Below are 22,905 nucleotides of genomic sequence, written 5' to 3'. Positions count from 1 at the left end.
CGAAATCCTATGAGCATTCTCATCGACAAGAATACCAAGGTCATCACGCAAGGGATGACCGGCGCCACCGGCACTTTCCACACCGAACAGGCGCTGGCTTATGGCACGCAGATGGTCGGCGGCGTGACGCCGGGCAAAGGCGGCACGACGCACATCGGCCTGCCGAACTTCAACACCGTCGAAGAAGCCAAGGCCGCGACCGGTGCGACCGCGAGCTGCATTTATGTTCCGCCGCCGTTCGCCGCCGACTCGATCCTCGAGGCGATCGATGCCGAAATTCCGCTGATCGTGTGCATCACCGAAGGCATTCCGGTGCTCGACATGGTCAAGGTGAAGCGCGCGCTGTCAGGTTCGAAGTCGCGTCTGATCGGCCCGAACTGCCCTGGCGTGTTGACCCCCGGCGAATGCAAGATCGGCATCATGCCCGGCAGCATTTTCTCGAAGGGCAGCGTCGGCGTCGTCTCGCGCTCGGGCACGCTCACCTATGAAGCGGTGTTCCAGACGACCAATGCGGGGCTGGGCCAGACGACCGCGGTCGGCATCGGCGGCGATCCGGTCAACGGCACCAATTTCATCGACGTGCTCGAACTCTTCCTCGCCGACGAAGCGACCAAGTCGATCATCATGATCGGCGAAATCGGCGGCGACGCCGAAGAGCAGGCGGCGCAGTTCCTGATCGACGAAGCGAAGCGCGGCCGCAAAAAGCCGATGGCGGGCTTCATCGCGGGCCGCACCGCTCCTCCGGGCCGCCGTATGGGCCACGCCGGCGCGATCGTGTCGGGCGGCAAGGGCGACGCCGAAAGCAAGATCGCGGCAATGGAGGCCGCGGGCATCACCATGTCGGCCAGCCCGTCCGAACTCGGCACGACGTTGGTCGAAGTGCTGAGAGAGCGCGTTTGATTTCTACACCGCTCTCTCTTGCGTGTGCCCCTGCGAAGGCAGGGGCCCATCACCCAACGCGGTGAGTCATGAAGAGCGGCGCGGTGTATATGATGGCAAACCGGAAAAACGGCGCCATCTATACAGGATCGACCGCGATTTTGGTGCAGCGTGTCTTTCAACACCGCGAGATGTTGATCGAAGGATTTACGAAGTCCCACGGCTGTACGTTATTGGTCTGGTATGAAGTGCATGAGGATCTGCAGGAAGCGCGCAAGCGCGAATGGCAGATCAAGAAATGGAAACGCAGTTGGAAGGTCCGCATGATCGAGGACATGAATCCTGAATGGCGGGATTTATGGTTCGAAATTCAGGGCTGATGCAGGTCAGTCCCGTCGGCGCCATATTTCAACTGTAGGTGATGGGCCCCTGCCTTTGCAGGGGCACGGATAGGTTAGCGAAATGAACCTCGAACGACAAAGCTTTGACATCGACGAGCCGCAGGCCGGCCCGAGCTGGGCGCCGAAGAACTGGCCGCAGATGGACAGCGACGACCTGACCGCCGCGCTCGATCCGCAGCAGATGCAGGTTGCGGTCAAGGCCGCCGCCGCCAAGGGCGGTGCGCCGCTGTCGAATGCCGAAGTCGAGCGCGCCGCCAATGATTCGATCCGCGCGATGATGCTGATCCGCACCTATCGCGTGCGCGGGCATCTGGCCGCCAATCTTGATCCGCTGGGGCTCAGCCAGCGCGAGTTGCCCGCGGATCTCACCCCCGAATATCATGGCTTTGTCGGCGCCGATCAGGACCGACCGGTGTGGCTGGGCGGCACGCTGGGGCTGGAGCGCGCGACGGTGCGTGAGATTGTCGCGATCCTGCGCGCCAATTATTGCGGCAATGTCGGCCTCGAATATATGCACATCGCCGACTTGAAAGAGCGCCAGTTCCTGCAGGAGCGGATGGAAGGCGCCGACAAGATCATCGAATTTTCGGTCGAAGGCAAACGCGCCATTCTGAACAAGGTGATCGAGGCTGAGGAATGGGAAAAATTCCTCGCCAAGAAATATGTCGGGACCAAGCGTTTCGGGCTCGACGGCGGCGAGAGCATGATCCCCGCGATGGAAGCCATTATCAAATATGGCGGCCAATACGGGGTCAAGGAAATCGTCTATGGCATGGCGCATCGCGGGCGTCTCAACATGCTCGCGAACGTGATGGCCAAGCCGTACAAGATCATCTTCCACGAATTTGCCGGCGGATCGGCGAACCCCGACGACATCGGTGGCTCGGGCGACGTCAAATATCACTTGGGCACCTCGACCGACCGCGAGTTCGGCGGCGCGTCGGTGCATATGTCGCTGGTCCCGAACCCGTCGCATCTCGAAGCGGTCGACCCGGTCGTGCTCGGCAAGGTGCGCGCGCAGCAGGTGGTGCGCGACGATCTGACCAAGCATGAACAGGTGCTGCCCGTGCTGATCCACGGCGACGCGGCGTTTGCGGGGCAGGGGATTGTGTGGGAATGCCTCGGTTTCTCGGGCATCCGCGGCTACAATACCGGTGGCTGCATCCACTTCATCGTCAACAACCAGATCGGTTTCACGACCAGCCCGCAATATGCGCGCTCGTCGCCCTATCCGTCGGACGTGGCGAAGGGCGTGATGGCGCCGATCCTGCACGTCAACGGCGATGATCCCGAAGCGGTGACCTTTGCGTGCAAGCTCGCGATCGATTTCCGCCAGCAGTTCAAGCGCGACGTCGTGATCGACATGTGGTGCTATCGCCGCTTTGGCCACAATGAGGGTGACGAGCCGTCGTTCACCCAGCCGTTGATGTATGCGCGTATCCGCCAACATCCGCCGGTGTCACAGCTGTGCGCCGCGAAGCTCGAAAGCGAAGGCGTGATCGACGCCGGTTGGGCCGACGCCCGCCGCGCCGAGTTCATCGCGCGGCTCGAAGATGATTTCGAGGGTGCCAAAAGCTACAAGCCGAACAAGGCCGACTGGTTTGCCGGGCGCTGGTCGGGGCTGCACGCTCCTGCCGATCCCGAAAATTCGCGCCGCAATATCTCGACCGGGGTCAGTGAGAAGCTGTTCGATTCGATCGGCCGGATCATGACCACCGTCCCCGCCGATCTCGACGTCCACAAGACGCTCCGCCGCGTGATCGACGCGCGCGGCGCGATGTTCGCCGACAAGAGCGACAAGGAAGTGTTCGACTGGGCGACCGCCGAAAGCCTCGCTTTCGGTACTTTGCTCAGCGAGGGCTATCAGGTCCGTCTGTCGGGGCAGGATTCGGGGCGCGGTACCTTCAGCCAGCGCCACGCCGTCTGGGTCGACCAAAAGGACGAGCGCAAATATGTGCCGCTGACCACCGTCCCGCACGGCCGGTTCGAAGTGCTCGACAGCCCGCTGTCCGAATATGGCGTGCTCGGTTTCGAATATGGCTATGCGATGGCCGATCCGAAGAGCCTGGTGCTCTGGGAAGCGCAGTTCGGCGATTTCGCCAATGGCGCACAGATCATGATCGACCAGTTCATCGCGTCGGGCGAAGCCAAATGGCTGCGCGCCAACGGGCTCGTGATGCTGCTGCCGCACGGCTATGAAGGGCAGGGGCCTGAGCATAGCTCGGCGCGCCTCGAACGCTTCCTGCAACTGTGCGCGGGCGACAATATCCAGGTGTGTAACATTTCGACCCCGTCGAACTATTTCCACGTCCTGCGCCGCCAGATGCTGCGCCCGTTCCGCAAGCCGCTGATCATCATGACACCGAAATCGCTGCTGCGTCACAAGCTGGCAGTGTCGCAGCGCAGCGACTTTATCGGCGAGGCGCATTTCCGCCGCATCATGTCCGACCGCACCGCGCCCGCCGACGGTGACGTCAAGCGCGTCGTGCTGTGTTCGGGCAAGGTCGGGTACGACCTGATGGAAGCGCGCGACGCCGCGGGGCTGACCGACACGACGGTGATCCGCATCGAACAGCTTTATCCCTTCCCCGGCGACCCGCTCGCCGTGCGGCTGAAGCGCATGCCGAAGCTGGAGGACGTGGTGTGGGCGCAGGAAGAGCCGCGCAACAACGGCAGCTGGTTCTTTGTCAACGAGCTGATCGAGAACGCACTGACCGAAGCGGGCAAAAAGGGTATGCGACCGCGCTATGCCGGCCGCGCTGCCGCCGCATCGCCCGCGACGGGCCTGATGAGCCGCCACCAAACCGAGCAGGCGGCGCTGGTCGCTGATGCGCTGGGCCTGAGCGTCCGTGCCGAAATCCGCCGAAGCAAGAATAAAGCCTGAGCCCAAGCTTAAGCCTCCCAAGGAACTGCACCTATGAGCACCGAAGTCAAAGTCCCCACGCTGGGCGAAAGCGTTACCGAAGCGACGATCGGCGAATGGCTGAAACAGCCGGGTGAGGCGGTTGCGCTGGACGAGCCGATCGCCAGCCTCGAGACCGACAAGGTCGCGGTCGAGGTGCCGTCGCCGGTGGCCGGGGTGATGGGCAAGCAGGTCGCCGCGGTCGGCGACACCGTCAATGTCGGAGCGACGATTGCGACGATCGAAGCGGGTGACGGCAAGGCTGCCGCGCCCGCTACAAAAGCCGAAGCCGCTGCTCCTGCTCCTGCCGCGACCGCTCCGGCGCCCGCGACCGAGGACAGCGGCGATGGCGTGACCACCCTGTCGCCGGCGGTCCGCCGCCTGGTGCTCGAACATGGCCTCGACCCCAGCAAGATCAAAGGCACCGGCAAGGACGGCCGCCTGACCAAGGAAGATGTTCTTGCTGCGGCAAATGCTGCGCCTGAGGCACCCGCAGCCGCTCCGGCTCCCGCAGCCGCGCCTGCCGCATCGGGCACGCCGGGCCGCCGCGAAGAACGCGTGAAAATGACGCGGATGCGCCAGACGATCGCCAAGCGGCTGAAATCGGCGCAGGATACCGCGGCGATGCTGTCGACGTTCAACGACGTCGACATGTCGGCGGTGATGGCGACGCGCGACAAATATCGCGAGACGTTCGAAAAGAAGCATGGCGTCCGCCTTGGCTTCATGAGCTTTTTTACCAAGGCGGTCGCGCTCGCCGCGCACGACATCCCGGCGGTCAACGCGCGGATCGACGGCGACGAAATCGTCTATCACGACTATCTCGACGTCTCGGTCGCGGTCAGTGCGCCCAACGGCCTCGTCGTGCCTGTCGTCCGCAACGCCGACGGCCTGAGCTTTGCTGAGATCGAAAAGGCGATCGCCGACCTCGGCAAGCGCGCCAAGGACGGCACGCTGACGATGGACGACATGACCGGCGGTACCTTCACCATCTCGAACGGCGGCGTGTTCGGCGGCCTGATGTCGACCCCAATCATCAACCCGCCGCAGTCGGCAGTGCTCGGCCTCCACCGCATCGAGGATCGCCCGGTTGTGCGGAACGGCGAGATTGTGATCCGCCCGATGATGTATCTGGCGCTCAGCTATGACCACCGCCTGATCGATGGGCGCGAGGCGGTGACCTTCCTCAAGACGATCAAGGAAGCGATCGAGGATCCGACGCGGTTGCTGATCGATTTGTAGTGCCGTCGCCCCAGCGAAAGCTGGGGCCGCTATCCCCCTGGCGTCGCTCTTGGCAGCCAGCGATCCCAGCTTTCGCTGGGATGACGAACGGAGTTTGAAATGGCTGATTACGACTACGACGTCCTTGTCATCGGTGCCGGCCCCGGCGGTTATGTGGCCGCGATCCGCGCGGCGCAGCTGGGGCTCAAAACCGCTTGCGCCGACGGCCGCGCGACGCTGGGCGGCACCTGCCTCAACGTCGGCTGCATCCCGTCGAAGGCGATGCTCCACGCGTCGGAATATTATGATGCCGCGGCCAACGGCATGATGGCGAAGATGGGGATCGACGTGACCCCCAAGCTGAACCTGCCCGCGATGCACGCCCAGCGCATCGACGCAGTCAAGGGGCTGACCGGCGGGATCGAATTCCTGTTCAAGAAGAACAAGGTCGACTGGCTGAAAGGCTATGCCGCCTTCACCGGCAAGGACAGCGTCGAGATCGCAGGCAAGACCTATCGCGCCAAGAACATCATCATCGCCACCGGATCGTCGGTCACTCCGCTGCCGGGTGTCAACGTCGATAACGACAAGCAGATCATCGTCGATTCGACCGGCGCGCTCGAACTCGCCAAGGTGCCGGATCATATGGTCGTCATCGGCGGCGGCGTGATCGGGCTCGAGCTGGGCAGCGTGTGGCGCCGTCTGGGCGCGAAGGTCACCTGTGTCGAGTTTCTCGACCAGATCCTGCCCGGCATGGACGCCGATATTCGCAAGGATGCGAACCGCATCTTCAAGAAGCAGGGCATCGAATTCAAGCTGAAGACCAAGGTCACCGGCGCGGCGGTCAAGGGCAAGAAGGCCGTCCTGACGCTCGAACCAGCTGCGGGCGGCGACGCGGAGACGCTCGAGGCCGATGTCGTGCTGGTGTCGATCGGGCGGCGCCCGAACACCGACGGGCTGGCGCTCGACAAGGCGGGGCTTGCGGTCAACGCGCGCGGCCAGATCGAAACCGACCATGATTTCAGCACCCAGGTGCCGGGCATCTGGGCCATCGGCGACGTGATCCCTGGCCCGATGCTCGCGCACAAGGCCGAGGACGAGGGCATCGCCTGCGCCGAGAATATCGCGGGCCAGACGGGCATCGTGAACCATGATGTCATCCCGTCGGTCGTTTATACCTGGCCCGAAATCGCCGGGGTCGGCCTGACCGAAGAGCAAGCCAGGGAAAAGGGCGAGGTCAAGGTCGGCAAATTCCCGATGGCGGGCAACAGCCGTGCCAAGACCAACCACGAACCCGACGGCTTTGTGAAAATCATTGCGGACGCGAAAACCGACCGCGTGCTCGGGGTGTGGTGCATTGCCAGCGTTGCGGGCACAATGATCGCCGAAGCCGCAATTGCGATGGAATTTGGCGCAACGTCCGAAGACATCGCCTATACCTGTCACGCCCACCCGACGCACAGCGAGGCGGTGAAGGAAGCGGCGATGGCGGTCACGGGCAAGCCGATCCACGTCTGACGAAGGGGGCCACACGTGCCCGACATCGACAACATCCTGATCGTCCGCTTGCTCGACCTGGCGGGTATCGGCGTGTTCGCGCTGTCAGGGGCGTTGATGGCGGTGCGGTTGCGCCAGACGCTCGTCACCGCCAGCTTCTTTGCGCTGGTTACCGGGGTTGGCGGTGGCAGCGTGCGCGATCTGCTGATCGGTGCGCCGGTGTTCTGGGTGCAGGACGGCGCGATTTCTGCGGTATGCATTGCGATCGCGCTGATCGTGTGGATCACCCCCGAACGCTGGTGGCAGGGGCAATTGCTTGAATGGGCGGATGCGGTCGGGCTGGCGGCCTATGCGGTCTTCGGTACCGCCAAGGCGCTGGCGTGGGGTGTGCCGCCTGCACCGGCATTGCTGATGGGCGTGATCACCGGCTGCGTCGGCGGCACGATCCGCGACATCTTGGCCGGCGTGCCGTCGATCATCGTGCGTCCGGAAATCTATGTTACCGCGGCGGCGCTCGCGTCGGGGCTTTTCCTGTTGCTCATGTGGCTAGGGGTCGGCACGCCGGTTGCGGCGGTGGTGGGCGCGGTGGCCGGGTTCATCCTGCGCGGCGCGGCGATCCGCTGGTCGCTTGCGCTGCCCGCCTATCGCGATCGCAAAACCGGGGCATAGGCGCTGGCTTGACGTTCGCGTCAACTGCGCCATGGTGGCGGAAATCGGCCAAAGGATTTCCGCAGCATGACTATCGCGCAGACGACTGCCAACGGCATCAATATCACCTATGAGGACAAAGGACCGCGCGACGCGCCCACGATCTTGCTGGTGATGGGGCTGGGCGGGCAGCTGACGCTGTGGCCCGACGAATTCGTCGATGCGCTGAACGCGCATGGCTTTCGCACCATCCGTTACGACAATCGCGATGTCGGACTGTCGACGCGATTTGACGCTGCGGGGGTGCCGAACCTGAAATGGATGTTCGTGAAGGCGGCGATCGGCCTGCCCGTGCGTCCCGCCTATACGCTCGCCGACATGGCGGCCGACGGTATCGCCCTGCTCGACCATCTGGTGATCGATCGCGCGCATATTGTCGGGGCGTCGATGGGCGGGATGATCGCGCAGCATATTGCGGCGCGCTACCCCGATCGCACTCTGTCGCTGACCTCGATCATGTCGAGCACCGGCAACCGCCGTCTCCCGCGGGCGCGCAAGGAAGCGATGCAGGTGCTCGCGAACCGCCCGATGAGCGGCGATCCCGAGGATATGATCGCTTATTCCGTGCGCGCCGCGCGGGTGATCGGCAGCCCGGCCTATCCGGCGGCGGAGGAGCGGCTCCAGCGCCGCGTCCGCGCCGACTTCGAGCGCGGCTGGTACCCGCAGGGGGTCGCGCGGCAAATGGCGGCAATTGTTGCCGATGGCGACCGCCGCGACTTGCTGAAAACGATCACCGCACCGACGTTAGTCGTGCATGGCGAGGATGATCCACTGGTCCCGCTCGCCGCGGGGCGCGACACCGCGGACAATATCGCGGGCGCGCGGTTGCTGACGATCCCCGGCATGGGGCATGATCTGCCGCTGGCGCTTGTCGAGACATTGGCAGGTGCGATTGCCGACCATGCTAAGGCTGTCGGGGTGGCGGCCTGAGCGTTAGCCGTCGTCTAGTGATACGTCATTGCGAGCGAAGCGGAGCCGTAGGCGGCCGTAGGCCTACCGGTCCAGGGCGGTTACCGCACACTCTGGATTGCCGCGTCGCTTCGCTCCTCGCAATGACGAACGGTTATTTTAACAACAACGCCATCGTCGCAAAGAACCCCTTCGCTTCCGCCGCACCCGCCCGCGGCACCGCGGGCAGAAAGCCGCGGCAGTCGAGACATGCGGCCTGCACCGACCCGGTCTGAGTCAGCAGCGCCATATCCTGCATCAGCCGCCGTTCGGTCAGCTGGCGGTTCATCGCGGCGATGCCGAACCAGCCGCGCGGGGCGGCGGCGGTTTCTTCTTCGCCTCTGCCCCAGCTGGCGAGCATTTTCGAAAATTCGCTCGGCTCGTCCTCATAATATCGCGCGTGGAAATCCCCCTCGACCTTGGCGAGTTTCGCCGCCGCCGCCAGCGCCTCGGGCAGGCCGCCGAACTGATCGACCAGGCCCAGCTGGCGCGCGGTGCCGCCCGCCCACACGCGCCCTTCGGCGATCGCCTGAACCTTCTCCAGCGGCTGCTTGCGACTCTTTGCTACCAGCCCGGTGAAGCGAGCGTAGATGTCCTCTACGCTCGCCTGCGCCAGCGCGTTGAACTCCTCGTTCACGCCGCCGAAAACGTCCGGCTGGCCCGATAGCGGCGTCGTGGCAATGCCGTCAGCGGTAACTCCGATCTTGCCCAGCGCCTGTTCGAAGCTGGGCAGGATGCCGAACACGCCGATCGACCCGGTGATCGTCTCGGGCTCGGCAAAGATGCGGTCGGCGGGGGTCGAAACCCAATAACCGCCCGACGCCGCGACATTGGCCATCGACACGACGATCGGCAGCTTCTTGGCCTTGGCCGCAAGCAGCGCCTGACGGATTTCTTCGGACGCCAGCACCGACCCGCCAGGCGAGTCGACCCGCAGCACAATCGCCTTGGTGCTGCTGTCGGCGGCGGCGTCGAGGATGTGCTGGGCGACGGTGGTGCCGCCAGCGACGCCTGTCGGCGCCTCGCCATCGACGATTTCACCGACGAGCGGGACGACCGCGATCGCGCTGCCCTTTTTTGCAGGGGGATTGGCGGCGACCCAGTTTTCCAGCGGGATCGCATTATATTCCCACGGCTTGCTGTCGTCATAAGCGCCGCTGATTTCGGCGACGCGGGTGTTGAACGCCATGCGGCTGCCGACTTTGTCGATCAGTCCCGCGTCGAGCGATGCCTTCGACATATCATTGCCCGCCGCGCGCACCGCGGCCGCGGTGTCGGCGATATAGGCGTCGACCTTGGCCGCCGGACGCGCTTTTTTGACGTCGGTCAGCCAATTGTCCCACAGCACGCTGGCGTAGGCGAGATTGGCCTCTTTCGCTTCGGGCGACTGGTCGCCGCGGAGGAAGGGTTCAACCGCGCTTTTGAAGGTGCCGACGCGATAGATGTTCGCGGTGATGCCCAGCCGGTCCATCAAGCCTTTGTAATAAAGCCGCGATCCTCCCGGACCGGCGATCGCAACGCCGCCGACGCTGTCCGCCCACACTTCGCTGGCGTGCGATGCAATCTGATAGCTGTCGGTGGTGTAGGCGGTGGCAAAGGCGAGCACCGGCTTTTTCTGGGCGCGAACCTTGTCGATCGCCTGACCGATTTCGGCGAGCGAAACCTGGCCGCCGCCGAGGAAACGGTCGAGATCGAGCACGACCGAGGTGATGCGCTGGTCGTTCGCGGCGGTTTCGAGCGAGTGAACGACGTCGCGGACGCGGATTTCCTTGAGCTGGTTGCCGCCCGACAGCGCGGTGATGGTATCGACCTCGGCCGGCTGTTCGCTGACCACGCCGTCGAGTTCGATCAGCAAGGCGCCTTTGCTGACCGGCAGTCCGGCGTTGGGGCGTCCGGCGAGCAGGCCGAACAGCGCGACGAAGAACAGCAGCAGAAAGATCAGCGCCAGCGCGTCCTTGATCCCGACGAGCAGATTCCACACCTTGCGCGGGAAACTGGTCCGCGATTTGGGTTGGTCGTCGCCGGGGAGCGGGCGGCGCACGGGGATCGCCCAGGGGCCGGCGGGATCGTTCGGAGGGGTGGCGGTGGTTTCGGTCATGGCTGCGAACCTAGGGATGCGGCTGGCCGTTGGCAATGCACGCTTCGACCGGCGGGTCATGTGGCCCCATGGACGACGTCAGAGCCATCCTTTGGTGCGGTACCAGCGCACCGTTTCGGCGAGTGCGTCGTCGGTGCCGTGTTCGGGATGCCACAGGTCGGCGGGGGGTTGCGCGCCCGCGGTCGCCACCCAGTCGGGATGCGCGATATAGCGCGCGCGGTCGGGGGTCAGTTTGGCGCGGCCGCGGCGGACGAGTCTGTCGATCCGCCCGCCAGCCTTCAGCACCGCGCCGGGGACCGCAAGCGTCGAAACATGGCTGCGCCCCACTGCGCGTCCGATCGCGCGGGCAAAGCTGCGGTGCGACCAGCCGGTCGGTCGGCCATCATCGGGTTCGTAAATCGCGCCGATGCTCACGCTGCGATCGGCGGCCAGCGCCACGAGCAGGCGCGCCAGATCCTCGACATAGATCGCCGACATGCGTCCGCGCGGCGGCAACAGCGCGATGCCGCGCCGCGCCATGCGGAACAGGTCAAGCATTTCGGAGTCGCCGGGACCGAACACCGCGGGCGGGCGGACGATCGTCCAGTCAAGCCCGCTGGCGGTCACGACGGCCTCGGCGCGTTCCTTCGACCAGCCATAGTCGGACAGGCCGGGTTCGCGCGCGGCGAGCGACGAGACATGGACGAAGCGCGTTACCCCGGCGGTGCGCGCTGCGTCGATAACATTGGCGGTCGCCCAGGCATTGCCTGCCTCGAACGCAGCGCGGGTCGGGACATTGACCACCCCGGCAATGTGCATCACGACATCGCTGCCCGTGGCCATCTCGGCCAGGCTGCCCATGTCGTCGAGCGCGCCCGCGATCCAGGTCACGCCCTCGCGACCCGGTTGCGGGCGGCGGGTGAGGGCGCGGACATGCCAACCGGCAGCGATCGCCTGCCGCATCGTCGCGCCGCCGACGAAGCCCGTCGCGCCGGTCATCGCCAGCACGCGCCCGGTCACAGCAGCACCATATGGTCGCGGTGGACCATCGCGCTGCGCGGCGCATAGCCGAGTGCGGCTTCCTGCGCTTCGCGGCCAAGGCCGACGATGGTTGCGGCGTCGGAGGCGGGATACTCCGACAGGCCGCGCGCGATCACCGCGCCGTCTGGGCCGACGATGTCGAGTACGTCGCCGCGGGCAAAGCTGCCCGAAACGCCGCTGACCCCGGCGGCGAGCAGGCTGGCGCCGCCGCGCAGTGCGCGCGCCGCCCCGGCGTCGACGGTCAGCCGCCCTTTCGCGGTCAGCCCACCGGCGAGCCACGCCTTGCGTGCGCTCGCGCCTTTTTCGGCGACGAACAGGCTGTGCCGCGCTGCGGTCGACAGCGGCCGGTCGATGCGTCCCGATGCGATCGCCAGATGCGCGCCCGCGGCGTTGGCGATGCGCGCGGCGGCAATCTTCGACACCATGCCGCCCGATCCCATGCCTGACGCCGATCCGGTATCGGCCATCGCCTCGATAGCCGCGTCGATGCGCTCGATCCGCGCGATATGGTTCGCGCCGGGCAGCGCCGGGTTCTTGTCGTAAAGTCCGTCGATGTCGGACAGCAGCACGACACCGCCCGCGCCCGCCGCCTGCGCGACGCGCGCCGCCAGCCGGTCGTTGTCGCCAAAGCGGATTTCCTCGGTCGCGACGCTGTCATTCTCGTTGATGATCGGCACGACGCTTAGGCTGAGCAGTCGGTCGAGCGTTGCCGCGGCATTCAGATAACGCCGCCGGTCCTCCAGATCGTCGAGCGTCACCAATATCTGCGCCGCGGTCAGCCCTTCGGCCGCCAGCACCTCGGCCCACACCTGCGACAGCGCGATCTGTCCCGTAGCGGCGGCTGCCTGTGCATCCTCCAGCGTCCCGCGCCCGCCCTTGGCCAGTCCCAACCGCCGCGCGCCGAGCGCGATGGCGCCCGACGAAACGACCGCGACCTGCTGGCCCGCGCGGGTTCGTTCAGCAATGTCGGCGGCGATGCCCGCCAGCCAGTCACGCCGCACCGCGCCGTCGGGATCGACGAGCAGCGCCGACCCGATTTTGACGATCAGCCTCGGGCAAGATGTGGGCGCGAACAACATGACGCCGCCGATAGCGCGCGCCGCCGCCCGCGCCAATGCTATTACGTCAGCGAGGGCCGCCGAAGGTATAGCTGAGCGCGACGCCGACCGACGGCTGGCTGCGGCTGCCGAGTTGGCGCGTCACCGGCGAGTCTGCCGCATCGCCGACTAGCCGGTCGTAGCGACCGTAAATCGCGGCGCCCCAATTTCGACCAAGCATCCGGTGATAGCCGGCGGTCACACCGACCGAATGGATCCCGCCGTCGGTATCATAGGCGGGCAGCCCGGAGGTCAGTGCGGCGGCGGGGGTCACGCCGAAATAGGCGTTAGAAAATTTGGCATCGCCCAGCGTTACGCGCGGGCCGATCGAGAACAGCCAGTCGTCGCCCTCGCGCGCGATATAGTCGGCGCTGACTTCGCCGACCCAGCCTTTGTGACCGCTCAGCGCCTTGCGGCCTTCGACGCGGACCCGGATCGCCGGGGTCACATTGACCTGCGCAAACCCACCGGCTTCGAACGAAAAGCCCACTTTAGGCAGATCGGCGCCGATGTCGGCGGCGGTGCGTTTGCCGATGAAGCCCAGCGCCGGCCCGAAAGCAAAATTGCCGGACTGGATCAGCGGTCCGCCAAAGCTCTCGTCGGCGGCTTCGAAGGTGAAGTCGGTTCCAACGCGCTCACGCGAGACATCGACATAGGGGCCGAACGACAGATCTTTCGATCCCGGCCAGGACGGCGACAGCTGCGGCCCGAGGATGACGCGGGTGCGCTTTTCGGCGCTGCTGGTGGTATCCTGTGCGTCGGCGGGAAATGCGGCGACGCCGAGAATGGGCGAAGCGCAGAGCAGAAACTTGATCGCACGACGGGGAGAGAACATCCGGAATTCCTTGTTGTTTATGCTACAAGGCGCGCGCCCCGATTAAGTTCCTAAGCTTCTGACTCTAGACTGGCGACCAGTCGGTCGTTTCTTCGCCGTCTTCGTTGCGGACAACCGGGCGTTTTTCGGGGCCGATGATTTCGAGCAGCTTGTCGAGGATCGCGGGCACGCCCGCACCGCTGGCGCCCGACAGCGCCATGACGGGCGCGCCGCTGGCTTCGGCCAGCTCGGCCGACAGCGCAGCAACCAGTTCATCGTCGAGGGTGTCGATCTTGTTGAGCGCGACGATCACTGGCTTGTCGATCAGCTCGGCGCCATAGGCTTCGAGCTCGTCGCGGACGATGCGGTAGCTGGTGGCGACATCCTCGTCATTGGCGTCGACCAGATGAAGCAGGACGCGGCAGCGTTCGATATGGCCGAGGAAGCGGTCGCCGACCCCGGCGCCGTCGGCGGCGCCCTCGATCAGGCCGGGGATGTCGGCGACGACAAACTCATTGCCCTTGTGGCTGACCACCCCAAGCTGCGGGCGCAGCGTGGTAAAGGCATAAGCGCCGACCTTGGCCTGCGCATTGGTGACGCCGTTGATGAAGGTTGATTTGCCCGCGTTGGGCAGCCCGACGAGGCCCGCATCGGCGAGCAGCTTGAGCCGCAGCCACACCCATTTTTCCTCGCCCGGCCAGCCGGGGCCGTGCTGGCGCGGGGCGCGGTTGGTGCTGGTTTTATACGATGCGTTGCCGCGGCCGCCGTCGCCGCCGCGCAGGAAGACGAGCGTCTCGCCCTCCTTGGTGAGATCTGCGAGCAGGGTGCGCTCTTCGTCATCGTCGAGGATCTGGGTACCGATCGGAACCTGGATGACCAGATCGGGGCCGCCCGCACCGGTGCGGTCGCGCCCGGCGCCGGGGGTGCCTCGCTTCGCCTTGAAATGCTGGGTATAGCGAAAGTCGATCAGCGTGTTGAGGCCGGCGACCGCTTCGAAAATGATGTCGCCGCCCTTGCCGCCGTTGCCGCCATCGGGGCCGCCATATTCGACATATTTTTCGCGCCGGAACGACACGGCGCCGGGGCCGCCGTCACCGGACTTGATGTAGATTTTTGCTTGGTCGAGGAAATGCATGGGAAGCCTTTGGAGCGGAAAACATCGCGTTCGCATCGCGTGAAGCGGCGTCGGCGATGGTCCTTGTTCATGTGGCGGCGTCACCTTTGGCGACGTCGCTCGGCACGAACTATGGGGTTGGGTTGCGCACCCCTTAGTCGCAGCGCGCCGAAATGGCCAGTTTTGTGATGCGCGAGCCAACGGTTCGATGAAATGCGCTGCGCCAGCGCCAGGCCGACGCAACTTTACGGGTTGGCGCTCGTTGGGTGGGTAAGGCATCGCATGATGCTTGCACCTGAATTTTCCCGAAAGGATTTCAAATGTTTGACAACAAGAATGTCAGCACGCTCAATTCGCTGATCGCCACCACGCTCGACAGCGTCGATGGCTATCGCAAGGCCGCCGAAGAAGCCAATGCGGCGCAGTTTCGTGAAATGTTTCTGAACCGTGCCAACGAGCGTCAAACGATCGTCACCGCGTTTCAGGCGAAGGTTCGCGAGCTGGGCGGCAATCCCGAAGATGACGGCACCGTGCTGGCATCGGCGCACCGCGCGTTTCTGGGCCTGCGTGACGCCCTGACCGGTGACCGCGACGACTCGGCGGTCGTTGCCGAAGTCGAGCGCGGCGAGGATCACATCAAGGCGAAGTTCGAAAGCGCGTTGAAAGACGGCGATCTCGACCCCGCGGTGCAGGAGCTGATCCAGAGCAGCTTTGCCTCGGTTCGCGACGGCCATGATCAGATGTCGGCGCTCAAGCATCAGCTGAACGCCAGCTAAGACCTTCTCCCGCCCTCCCGGAGAAGCATGGAAACGGCGGTCCCATATCCGGGGCCGCCGTTTTTATTTGGTGTTTTGCGCCCAGAAGTTGGCGATACGGCCGGTGATCAGCTCGCACGCCAGCGCACGCGCGGTGTCCCGCGGCAGGCCGAGCGCTTCGGCCATGGCGCCGCCGAGCTGCGCATCGCCGAGCGCCATGAGCACCAGCGCCAGCGTGTCTTCGTGCATCAGGCGCTTTTCGTGCGCGTCGGGCGCCATGCCGTCGATCAGCTTGTGGATCGCCTCGACGATCGGGTCGAGCGCGTCTTCATTGCCCGTCGCCGCCATCCAGGTTGCGAGCGCGCCCGCGCCGCCGCTGTCGAACGCGTCAAACGCCAGGTCGACAATCTCGCGCACATTGCGCTCGCCCGGCGGCGATGCGGCCATTTTTTCGCCGATCGTCGCGCACACGGTTTCGGCGAGATAGGCGGCGAGCGCCTTTTGCAGCCCCGCGGCGCTGCCGAAATGGTGGAGCAGATTGGCATGGGTGCGGTCGATGCGTCCGGCGACGGCCTTCAGCGTCACCGCGGCCGGCCCGGTTTCGATCAATATTTCGCGCGCGGCCTGGAGGGCGACGAACCGGCTCTCCTCAGGACTCAAGCGCTTCTTCACTATTGACATATATGTAAGTAAACCCTATTCATGGCGCCATCGCCCCTTTTCGACGGTATGAACCATATGTCCAGCCTTTCCCTCTCCCCGACCCCCGTCGACCTGTCGATCACGCCGCGCGACATGCGCTTTGGCCGTGAGGACAAGCAGGGCCGCTGGTGGTTGAATGGCGACCCGATCGCGTCGGCTTTCCACACCGCGCTGTCGGTCACTTTCCCGCGCGGCGAGGCGATGTTCATCGAAGCGGTCAAGGCGCACCGTGAGGGCGTGCCCGAAAAGCTGGCGCGCGAAATCCGGGCCTTTACGCAGCAGGAAGTGATCCACAGCCGCGAGCATGTGGTGTTCAACAAGAAAGCGGCCGAAGCGGGTTACGACCTTTCGGAGCTGGAGGCCGACGTCAATCAGGTGCTCGACCTGATCAAGACGCGGCCGCAGATCGTCAACCTGATGGCGACGATCGCGCTGGAACATTATACCGCGATGATGGCATCGGTGATGCTGCGCGACGAAAAAATGTACGCGGGCGCTGAACCTGAATGGGCGGCGCTGTGGAAATGGCACGCGATCGAAGAGATCGAGCATAAGGGCGTTGCTTACGACACCTGGCTGCACGCGACGAAGGACTGGAGCCGGTTCAAGCGCTGGCGCGCCAAGTCGATCATGATGCTGCTTGTCACCAGCCGCTTCTGGCCGAAGCGGATCAAGGGCATGAAGAATCTGCTCAAGCAGGACGGCCTCACCGGCTGGCGCGTCACGGCGCGCATCTGGTGGTATCTGCTCGGCTCGCCGGGGGTGCTGCGCAAAAGCTTCCTGCCGTGGCTCAGCTATTTCCTGCCCGGTTTCCACCCGTGGAACCACGACGATCGCGCGCTGATCCAGAAATATGAAAGCGACTATGCCGATGCGGTGATGCCCGCGCAGGCGTCGGGGCCGGATCGGGTCGCCGCCGCGGCCTGAGGGTCAGTCGCCGGCAGCGACGAGCGACCGCGGCGCGATGCGGTAGCCCCAGACGCACAGCCCGAGCATGAAGAGGTTCGAGACGAGATCGATCGCCATCAAGCGCGTCATCACCGGCACGACGAACACGAAATAATAGTTGAACCAGAAGAAGGGCAACAGGGCGACGGCGTAGATCGCGAACGTAGCCTTCGTCCAGCGGCTGAACGCGATAAATAGCCCGCCCAGCACCGCCTGCGCCCCGAAACAGCCCATCAAGAGCGCGCTCGTCGTGCTGAGATGCTGATATTCCGGACTGATCACGAGCCGTTCGACCATGTGCGGTGTGACGAGGCACCAGGCGCCGAGGATCAGAAAGGGAAGGGCGAGCAGGCGCTGCGGCCAGAGGGGCGTCAACATCGCTCCACCCTATCAGCCAGCCCGATCCCCGCCAATGGCGACTGGACGCCGCCCCCCGCGTCCCATATCCCATGCTAGTGGAGGGGACCATGCAACCACAAATGACCGCTGCGGAAGTCACGCAGCTTGAGCTGCAACTGGCGGGGCTGTCGTCGCTGCTGGAATTTGGCTGCGGCGGCAGCACATTGGTGGCGGCGCGGCAGGTGCGGCGGATTGTCAGCGTTGACAGCGACCCAGCCTGGCTGGCCAAGGTGCAGGCTGACATCGCGGACGAAGCGGTCGAATTCACGCCGGTCCACATCGACGTCGGCCCGGTCGGCGAATGGGGCTATCCGGCCGACGAAAGCCGCCTGCGCGACTGGCCGCGCTATCACACGCAAATCTGGCGCGGCATGGGCGGCAGCCCCGATGCGGTGCTGATCGACGGGCGCTTTCGTGTCGCGTGCCTGTTGCAGGCGATCATTCACTGCAAACCCGACTGCATCCTGCTCTTTCACGATTTCACCAATCGGCCACATTATCATGTCGTGCTGAAGCACGTCGACGTGCTCACCCGCGTCGATACGCTCGCGGTGATGCGCGCCAAGGCGCAGGTCGACGGCAAGGCGGTGCTGCACGACCTGTTCGACCATTATCTGATCCCCGATTGACCCGCCGGGCGGGCTTCGGCACATCCGCGCGCATGTTCCATATTGCTCCCGTCATCGAAACCGAGCGCCTGCGGCTGCGCCCCGGCCGCCTGTCCGACAAGGACGTCCATATCGCAATGTGGGCCGACGAACGCGTCACTCGCTTCATCGGCGGCGAACCGCGCGCGCCCGACGTTAGCTGGGGCAAGTTTCTGAGTTCGGCCGGGCTGTGGCCGGTGATGGGCTTCGGCTATTGGGTGTTCGCCGACAAGGCGAGCGATGCGCTCGTCGGCATGGGGGGCCTAAGCTATTTCGGCCGCGGCATCCCCGAGCTGGAAGGGCTGCCCGAGGCGGGCTGGGCGTTCGACGCCGACCATTGGGGTGCGGGATTTGCGACCGAGGCGATGACCGCGGCGCTTGGCTGGGCCGATGCGAACCTCGATGCCGCCGAGGTGCGCTGCATCATCGATCCGGGCAATGATGCGTCGGAACGGGTGGCGGCCAAGCTGGGGTTTCGGCGCATCGGCCAGAGCGATGCGCTGGGCCATGTCGTGGGGATTTATGCGCGGCCCAAAGGCGGCTGATTGCTGAATGCAAAATCGTCGCCCCCGCGAAGGCGGGGGCCGCTGTCGGCCCTATTGGTCGATGCTACGTAAACCTCCAGCGGCCCCCGCCTTCGCGGGGGCGACGGCTTTGTCAGGCCGCCTCGACCACCAGCACCCCGCCGTCGGCGCTGACGACGCGGACCTTGGTCCCCTCGGCGGCATCCGGCCCGCGCACCGGCCATTCGCCGTCGCCGACCTTGGCGCGGCCGCGACCGTTTTCGATTGCGGTGACCAAGGTCAACACTTCGCCGATCAGCCGCCCGCCGCGCTGGTTGAGCAGCGGGTCGGTCGACACGATCGGGTTATTCCTGAGCCAGCGCCGCGCGCTGTAGAGCGCGATGAACGCCAGCACGGCAAAGACGCCAAGCTGCATCGGGACGCCGATCGGCAAAAGGAAGGCGAGAACGCCGGTCGCGATCGCCGCGACCCCCAGCCAGACGAGGAAGAACCCCGGCGCGACGATTTCGGCGGCGCATAGAAGCACCCCGACGGTGAGCCACGCCCAATGCGGCTCCATGTTCGACAGCCAATCGGGCATCTCAGCGCACTCCCGGGGTTGTCGGCGGCGTCGGGCCGCGCTCGAACGCATCCTTGGCGAGTTCGCCGATGCCGCCGAGCGTGCCGATCAGCTGCGTCGCCTCGACCGGGAAAAGGATCGTCTTGCTGTTCGGGCTGGTCGCGAACTGGCTGACGGCTTCGACATATTTTTGGGCGATGAAGTAATTGATCGCCTGCGCGTTACCGCCCGCGATCGCGTCGGACACCATCTGGGTTGCCTTGGCTTCGGCCTCGGCTTCGCGTTCGCGCGCTTCGGCGTCGCGGAAGGCGGCCTCGCGGCGACCCTCGGCCTGCAGGATCTGGCCCTGCTTCTCGCCCTCGGCGCGCAGGATTTCCGATGCCCGCATGCCTTCGGCTTCCAGGATGTTGGCGCGCTTCTCACGCTCGGCCTTCATCTGCCGCGCCATGGCGTTCGAAATGTCGGCGGGCGGGCGGATGTCCTTGATCTCGACGCGGGTGATCTTCACCCCCCACGGCGTCGTCGCCTCATCGACCACGACGAGCAGGCGGGCGTTGATATGGTCGCGCTTCGACAATGTTTCGTCGAGGTCCATCGATCCCATGACGGTGCGCAGGTTCGTCGTGGTCAGGTTCATGATCGCCAGATACAGGTCGCTGACTTCATAGGCGGCCTTGGCGGCGTCGAGCACCTGGAAGAAGACGACGCCGTCGACCGCGACCATCGCATTGTCCTTGGTGATGATTTCCTGGCCGGGAATGTCGAGCACCTGCTCCATCATATTGACCTTGCGGCCGACGCGATCGAAGATCGGCATGATGAAGTTCAAGCCCGGCTGAGCGGTGTGGGTGTAGCGGCCGAAGCGTTCGATGGTGTAGCTGAAACCCTGACGAACCGGGGTCAGCGCCCACAGCAGGAACACCGCCGCCAGCACGACGAGTGCGATCGGAAACCAATAGTCCATCGAAAATCCCCTCTGCGAACCTGACCGTGAGGCCTCACTCCTTTATTGCGAGAATGGCCCGGTTGCGCCAGACAAAAGCGCATGACCCAAGACATCTTCGCGCCCCGCTCGCTGCTCTATGTTCCCGGCTCGAACGCCCGCGCGCTGGAAAAAGCGGGTGGGCTGGCCGCCGACATGCTGATCATCGACCTGGAGGACGCCGTTCCGGCCGATCGCAAGGCCGAAGCGCGCGCCGCGATGCGCGCCGCGGTGTTGGCGGGCTTTCCGGGCAAGCGCGTCGCGGTGCGGATCAACGCGACCGGGACGGCGGAGCAGGCGGCGGATATCGACGCGCTTGCCGATCTGAAGCTTGATGCGGTGGTCCTGCCCAAGGTCGATGCCCCTGCTGATCTGGGTCCGGTGCGCGGGCTGGGGCTGCCGGTGCTGGCGATGATCGAAACGCCCACGGCAATCTATGCGGCGCGGGACATCGCGACGGACCCTGCGGTGGCTGGGTTGATCGCGGGCCTGAATGACCTTGCGCATGAATTGAAATTGCCCGACGGCATGGATCGCGGCGCGATGAGCCACGCGATTCAGGGGATTGTGATGGCGGCGCGCGCCGCGGACGTTTGGGCGTTCGACGGAGTTTACAACGCGATTGACGACGCTGCTGGCTTTGCTACCGAAGCCGCCGAAGGACGCCGGCTCGGTTTCGACGGCAAGACGCTGATCCACCCGTCGCAGGTCGATCCGTGCAACGCCGCTTTTGCCGCGTCGGCGCGTGAGATCGCCGCTGCTGAGGCGTTGGTTGCCGCCGCCACCGGCGGGGCGCAGCGGCATGACGGACGGATGATCGAGGATATGCACGTCGCGGCGGCGCGGGCGCTGCTGGTGCGGGCGGGGCGATAATGTTTAAGCCCCTCTCCTTTAGGGGAGGGGCAGCAAGACTTGGCAGCTTGCTGCCTAGTCGCAGCGGGGGGGGGTCTGTCGGCCTTGCGCTACGCCGCGAGACCCCACCCCAACCCCTCCCCTGAAGGGGAGGGGCTTTGTTGACGCCATTCGTCGTTCGACGAACGCGCCTTGCCTGCCCGCGGCGGAAATGCCATGCGGCGGCCCCATGAAGTTCATTCGTTTCCACGCCGCTATCGCGGCCGTCGCCCTCATCTCCAGCTTGCCCTCCGCCGCCTCCGCCGTGCCCGCCAAGGCTGACGCGCCGGTCACGGAGGCCCAGCTCGCCGCGCATATCAAGGTGCTGGCGGACGACGCGTTCGAAGGGCGCGCCCCGGGCACCGACGGCGAGGATCGCACCATCGCCTATATCGTCGGCGAATGGGCCAAGGCTGGCCTCGAAGCCGTACCGGGCAGCACAACGCCTTGGTTGCAGCCGATCCCGTTTGTCGAGAGTCGCGCCGTTAGCGGCAACGCCAAGTTCAAGGTGCACGGCCGCGATTTCGCGATCGAGGATGACGGCATCATCCTGACCGGGCGCGACGCGTCAATGTCGCTGTCCGACGTCCCCGCGGTATTTGTCGGCTATGGCGTCGATGGCGCGGGCAAGGTCAATGCCGACGTCACCGGCAAGCTGGCGATCATGTTGTTCGACAATGCGCCGTTCGGCGACAAGCTGCCGCGTTATCGCGAGCGGCGGCAGATGTTGGCCGATGCGGGCGCCGCGGCGGTGCTGGTGATCGCGACCGATGCGGTCCCATGGGCGCAGCTGCGCGAAAGTGCGGGCAGCACGGCGATGCGGCTGGCCAGCGCCAAACCCGGCGCGCCGGTCAGCGGCTTTCTGTCGCTTGAGGCCGCCGATGCGCTGCTGAAAAAAGCGGGGCAGGATGGCGCCGCGGTTCGCGAGGCCGCCAAGTCGCCCGATTACAAGGGGATTGCGTTGCCGGTGACCGCCGATCTGGCGACTCAATCGGCAATCCGGCCTTTTGTCAGCAACAATGTTTTGGCCAAGCTGCCCGGCGCCAAGCCCGACGGCAAGGCGGTGCTGTTTCTGGGCCATTGGGACCACCTCGGCATCTGCGGCGCGGAAGGCGAGGCCGATCGCATCTGTAACGGTGCGGTCGACAATGCGAGCGGGATCGCGGTGCTGATCGAGGTCGCCAAGCGGCTGGCGTCGGGGCAGCGCCCCGATCGCGACATCTATTTCCTGGCGACCACGGCGGAAGAAAAGGGTCTGCTCGGCGCGCATTATTTTGCCGATAATCCGGTGGTGCCGCTGTCCGACATCACCGTCGCGCTGAATGTCGATACGATCGCGATTTCACCGCGCGGGACACCGGTCGCGACGATCGGCCGCGGCAAGCCCGCCTATGACGCGGTGGTGCGCGCCGCCGCGACGAAGCTCGGCCGCAAGCTCGACGAGGATGGCGAGGCCGATGCCTTCATCCAGCGGCAGGACGGCTGGGCGCTGGGCGCCAAGGGCGTGACGTCGCTGATGGTCGGGGGGAGTTTTTCGAACATGCCGCTGCTGCAGTCGTTTCTGGGCGGCGCCTACCACGGCCCGAGCGATAATTTCAGCGACGCGATCCCGTTGGGCGGCGCGGCAGAGGATGCCGACTTGCACGTCGCGTTGGGGCGGGCATTTGGCGACGTGAAGGCGTGGCCGGGGAAGTAGCTGCGCCGTCGCCCCCGCGAAGGCGGGGGCCGCTACCGGGCTTGCACGGCGTCGATCCGTAAACTTCCAGCGGCCCCCGCCTTCGCGGGGGCGACGGTGAGAG

General features: G+C 65.4%; 22 protein-coding genes. 13 read left to right on the top strand and 9 right to left on the bottom strand.

Translation table 11 applies throughout. The annotated features are described in order from the left end of the window. Positions 1 to 9 precede the first annotated feature (9 nt). The 7 genes from sucD to B4F07_RS12340 all read left to right on the top strand — a co-directional run bounded on the left by sucD (position 10) and on the right by B4F07_RS12340 (position 8,538). Positions 10 to 900 (top strand): succinate--CoA ligase subunit alpha, encoded by an 891-nt coding sequence (gene sucD, locus B4F07_RS12370; protein WP_293700238.1) that lies wholly within the window; start codon positions 10 to 12, stop codon positions 898 to 900. 68 nt (positions 901 to 968) lie between these two features. After that, positions 969 to 1,259 (top strand): GIY-YIG nuclease family protein, encoded by a 291-nt coding sequence (locus B4F07_RS12365; protein ID WP_293700239.1) that lies wholly within the window; start codon positions 969 to 971, stop codon positions 1,257 to 1,259. An 82-nt stretch (positions 1,260 to 1,341) separates the two neighbouring features. Beyond that, complete coding sequence (locus B4F07_RS12360; RefSeq protein WP_293700241.1) at positions 1,342 to 4,164, top strand: 2-oxoglutarate dehydrogenase E1 component; 2,823 nt, start codon at positions 1,342 to 1,344, stop codon at positions 4,162 to 4,164. Positions 4,165 to 4,197: 33 nt separating this feature from the next. Beyond that, positions 4,198 to 5,424, top strand: coding sequence for a 2-oxoglutarate dehydrogenase complex dihydrolipoyllysine-residue succinyltransferase (gene odhB, locus B4F07_RS12355; protein ID WP_293700242.1), 1,227 nt, complete (start codon positions 4,198 to 4,200; stop codon positions 5,422 to 5,424). A gap of 99 nt (positions 5,425 to 5,523) precedes the next feature. After that, on the top strand, positions 5,524 to 6,921 hold the full coding sequence (gene lpdA / locus B4F07_RS12350) for a dihydrolipoyl dehydrogenase (protein WP_293700244.1): 1,398 nt from the start codon (positions 5,524 to 5,526) through the stop codon (positions 6,919 to 6,921). 15 nt (positions 6,922 to 6,936) lie between these two features. Next, on the top strand, positions 6,937 to 7,569 hold the full coding sequence (locus B4F07_RS12345; RefSeq protein ID WP_414711696.1) for a trimeric intracellular cation channel family protein: 633 nt from the start codon (positions 6,937 to 6,939) through the stop codon (positions 7,567 to 7,569). A gap of 66 nt (positions 7,570 to 7,635) precedes the next feature. Continuing rightward, positions 7,636 to 8,538 (top strand): alpha/beta fold hydrolase, encoded by a 903-nt coding sequence (locus tag B4F07_RS12340; RefSeq protein ID WP_293700245.1) that lies wholly within the window; start codon positions 7,636 to 7,638, stop codon positions 8,536 to 8,538. A 133-nt stretch (positions 8,539 to 8,671) separates the two neighbouring features. Here the strand turns inward: B4F07_RS12340 and sppA are convergent, their stop codons facing one another. From sppA to obgE, 5 genes are all read right to left on the bottom strand, one after another. Continuing rightward, on the bottom strand, positions 8,672 to 10,654 hold the full coding sequence (gene sppA, locus B4F07_RS12335) for a signal peptide peptidase SppA (RefSeq protein ID WP_293700247.1): 1,983 nt from the start codon (positions 10,652 to 10,654) through the stop codon (positions 8,672 to 8,674). Between the two features lie 78 nt (positions 10,655 to 10,732). Then, on the bottom strand, positions 10,733 to 11,632 hold the full coding sequence (locus B4F07_RS12330) for an NAD(P)H-binding protein (protein WP_293700941.1): 900 nt from the start codon (positions 11,630 to 11,632) through the stop codon (positions 10,733 to 10,735). 17 nt (positions 11,633 to 11,649) lie between these two features. Then, the gene (proB, locus tag B4F07_RS12325) at positions 11,650 to 12,753 is read right to left on the bottom strand and encodes a glutamate 5-kinase (protein WP_293700249.1); all 1,104 of its coding nucleotides are present in this window, start codon (positions 12,751 to 12,753) and stop codon (positions 11,650 to 11,652) included. A 46-nt stretch (positions 12,754 to 12,799) separates the two neighbouring features. Then, on the bottom strand, positions 12,800 to 13,606 hold the full coding sequence (locus tag B4F07_RS12320; RefSeq protein WP_293700250.1) for a MipA/OmpV family protein: 807 nt from the start codon (positions 13,604 to 13,606) through the stop codon (positions 12,800 to 12,802). Positions 13,607 to 13,670: 64 nt separating this feature from the next. Continuing rightward, positions 13,671 to 14,720 carry a GTPase ObgE gene (gene obgE / locus B4F07_RS12315; RefSeq protein WP_293700252.1) on the bottom strand — a complete coding sequence of 350 codons (1,050 nt, stop codon included), beginning with the start codon at positions 14,718 to 14,720 and terminating at the stop codon, positions 13,671 to 13,673. 299 nt (positions 14,721 to 15,019) lie between these two features. On the opposite strand from obgE, the gene B4F07_RS12310 reads away from it, so the two are divergent. After that, positions 15,020 to 15,475: a PA2169 family four-helix-bundle protein gene (locus tag B4F07_RS12310; protein ID WP_293700253.1), complete on the top strand. Its 456-nt coding sequence runs from the start codon at positions 15,020 to 15,022 to the stop codon at positions 15,473 to 15,475. Between the two features lie 63 nt (positions 15,476 to 15,538). Here the strand turns inward: B4F07_RS12310 and B4F07_RS12305 are convergent, their stop codons facing one another. Further along, entirely contained in the window at positions 15,539 to 16,135 is a 597-nt protein-coding gene (locus tag B4F07_RS12305; RefSeq protein ID WP_293700254.1) for a TetR/AcrR family transcriptional regulator, read from the bottom strand. Between the two features lie 57 nt (positions 16,136 to 16,192). On the opposite strand from B4F07_RS12305, the gene B4F07_RS12300 reads away from it, so the two are divergent. Continuing rightward, positions 16,193 to 17,083 carry a metal-dependent hydrolase gene (locus B4F07_RS12300; protein ID WP_293700256.1) on the top strand — a complete coding sequence of 297 codons (891 nt, stop codon included), beginning with the start codon at positions 16,193 to 16,195 and terminating at the stop codon, positions 17,081 to 17,083. A 3-nt stretch (positions 17,084 to 17,086) separates the two neighbouring features. Here B4F07_RS12300 and B4F07_RS12295 read toward each other — a convergent pair whose 3' ends face one another. After that, positions 17,087 to 17,482 carry a hypothetical protein gene (locus B4F07_RS12295; protein WP_293700258.1) on the bottom strand — a complete coding sequence of 132 codons (396 nt, stop codon included), beginning with the start codon at positions 17,480 to 17,482 and terminating at the stop codon, positions 17,087 to 17,089. Positions 17,483 to 17,583: 101 nt separating this feature from the next. On the opposite strand from B4F07_RS12295, the gene B4F07_RS12290 reads away from it, so the two are divergent. Next, entirely contained in the window at positions 17,584 to 18,132 is a 549-nt protein-coding gene (locus tag B4F07_RS12290) for a hypothetical protein (RefSeq protein ID WP_293700259.1), read from the top strand. 32 nt (positions 18,133 to 18,164) lie between these two features. Further along, positions 18,165 to 18,695 carry a GNAT family N-acetyltransferase gene (locus B4F07_RS12285; protein ID WP_293700261.1) on the top strand — a complete coding sequence of 177 codons (531 nt, stop codon included), beginning with the start codon at positions 18,165 to 18,167 and terminating at the stop codon, positions 18,693 to 18,695. A 112-nt stretch (positions 18,696 to 18,807) separates the two neighbouring features. On the opposite strand, the gene B4F07_RS12280 is transcribed toward B4F07_RS12285, so the two are convergent. Together B4F07_RS12280 and B4F07_RS12275 are read right to left on the bottom strand one after the other, a co-directional pair. Then, positions 18,808 to 19,254, bottom strand: coding sequence for an NfeD family protein (locus B4F07_RS12280; RefSeq protein ID WP_293700262.1), 447 nt, complete (start codon positions 19,252 to 19,254; stop codon positions 18,808 to 18,810). 1 nt (position 19,255) lies between these two features. Further along, positions 19,256 to 20,197 carry an SPFH domain-containing protein gene (locus tag B4F07_RS12275; RefSeq protein WP_088440393.1) on the bottom strand — a complete coding sequence of 314 codons (942 nt, stop codon included), beginning with the start codon at positions 20,195 to 20,197 and terminating at the stop codon, positions 19,256 to 19,258. 81 nt (positions 20,198 to 20,278) lie between these two features. Here B4F07_RS12275 and B4F07_RS12270 point away from each other — a divergent pair, with 81 nt between their 5' ends. Then, entirely contained in the window at positions 20,279 to 21,088 is an 810-nt protein-coding gene (locus B4F07_RS12270) for an HpcH/HpaI aldolase/citrate lyase family protein (protein WP_293700265.1), read from the top strand. 208 nt (positions 21,089 to 21,296) lie between these two features. Next, positions 21,297 to 22,802: a M28 family peptidase gene (locus tag B4F07_RS12265; protein ID WP_293700267.1), complete on the top strand. Its 1,506-nt coding sequence runs from the start codon at positions 21,297 to 21,299 to the stop codon at positions 22,800 to 22,802. Positions 22,803 to 22,905: the final 103 nt, after the last annotated feature.

Source organism: Sphingopyxis sp. UBA6723, from assembly GCF_002454115.1.
In the GTDB taxonomy this organism is placed as follows: domain Bacteria; phylum Pseudomonadota; class Alphaproteobacteria; order Sphingomonadales; family Sphingomonadaceae; genus Sphingopyxis.
This window is presented reverse-complemented; position numbering and strand designations above follow the sequence as displayed.

Coding starts and splice junctions, on each gene's coding strand:
- sucD (WP_293700238.1), top strand. CDS start 10: ATGAGCATTCTCATCGACAAGAATACCAAGGTCATCACGCAAGGGATG.
- B4F07_RS12365 (WP_293700239.1), top strand. CDS start 969: ATGAAGAGCGGCGCGGTGTATATGATGGCAAACCGGAAAAACGGCGCC.
- B4F07_RS12360 (WP_293700241.1), top strand. CDS start 1,342: ATGAACCTCGAACGACAAAGCTTTGACATCGACGAGCCGCAGGCCGGC.
- odhB (WP_293700242.1), top strand. CDS start 4,198: ATGAGCACCGAAGTCAAAGTCCCCACGCTGGGCGAAAGCGTTACCGAA.
- lpdA (WP_293700244.1), top strand. CDS start 5,524: ATGGCTGATTACGACTACGACGTCCTTGTCATCGGTGCCGGCCCCGGC.
- B4F07_RS12340 (WP_293700245.1), top strand. CDS start 7,636: ATGACTATCGCGCAGACGACTGCCAACGGCATCAATATCACCTATGAG.
- sppA (WP_293700247.1), bottom strand. CDS start 10,654: ATGACCGAAACCACCGCCACCCCTCCGAACGATCCCGCCGGCCCCTGG.
- B4F07_RS12330 (WP_293700941.1), bottom strand. CDS start 11,632: ATGACCGGCGCGACGGGCTTCGTCGGCGGCGCGACGATGCGGCAGGCG.
- proB (WP_293700249.1), bottom strand. CDS start 12,753: ATGTTGTTCGCGCCCACATCTTGCCCGAGGCTGATCGTCAAAATCGGG.
- B4F07_RS12320 (WP_293700250.1), bottom strand. CDS start 13,606: ATGTTCTCTCCCCGTCGTGCGATCAAGTTTCTGCTCTGCGCTTCGCCC.
- obgE (WP_293700252.1), bottom strand. CDS start 14,720: ATGCATTTCCTCGACCAAGCAAAAATCTACATCAAGTCCGGTGACGGC.
- B4F07_RS12310 (WP_293700253.1), top strand. CDS start 15,020: ATGTTTGACAACAAGAATGTCAGCACGCTCAATTCGCTGATCGCCACC.
- B4F07_RS12305 (WP_293700254.1), bottom strand. CDS start 16,135: ATGTCAATAGTGAAGAAGCGCTTGAGTCCTGAGGAGAGCCGGTTCGTC.
- B4F07_RS12300 (WP_293700256.1), top strand. CDS start 16,193: ATGTCCAGCCTTTCCCTCTCCCCGACCCCCGTCGACCTGTCGATCACG.
- B4F07_RS12295 (WP_293700258.1), bottom strand. CDS start 17,482: ATGTTGACGCCCCTCTGGCCGCAGCGCCTGCTCGCCCTTCCCTTTCTG.
- B4F07_RS12290 (WP_293700259.1), top strand. CDS start 17,584: ATGACCGCTGCGGAAGTCACGCAGCTTGAGCTGCAACTGGCGGGGCTG.
- B4F07_RS12285 (WP_293700261.1), top strand. CDS start 18,165: ATGTTCCATATTGCTCCCGTCATCGAAACCGAGCGCCTGCGGCTGCGC.
- B4F07_RS12280 (WP_293700262.1), bottom strand. CDS start 19,254: ATGCCCGATTGGCTGTCGAACATGGAGCCGCATTGGGCGTGGCTCACC.
- B4F07_RS12275 (WP_088440393.1), bottom strand. CDS start 20,197: ATGGACTATTGGTTTCCGATCGCACTCGTCGTGCTGGCGGCGGTGTTC.
- B4F07_RS12270 (WP_293700265.1), top strand. CDS start 20,279: ATGACCCAAGACATCTTCGCGCCCCGCTCGCTGCTCTATGTTCCCGGC.
- B4F07_RS12265 (WP_293700267.1), top strand. CDS start 21,297: ATGAAGTTCATTCGTTTCCACGCCGCTATCGCGGCCGTCGCCCTCATC.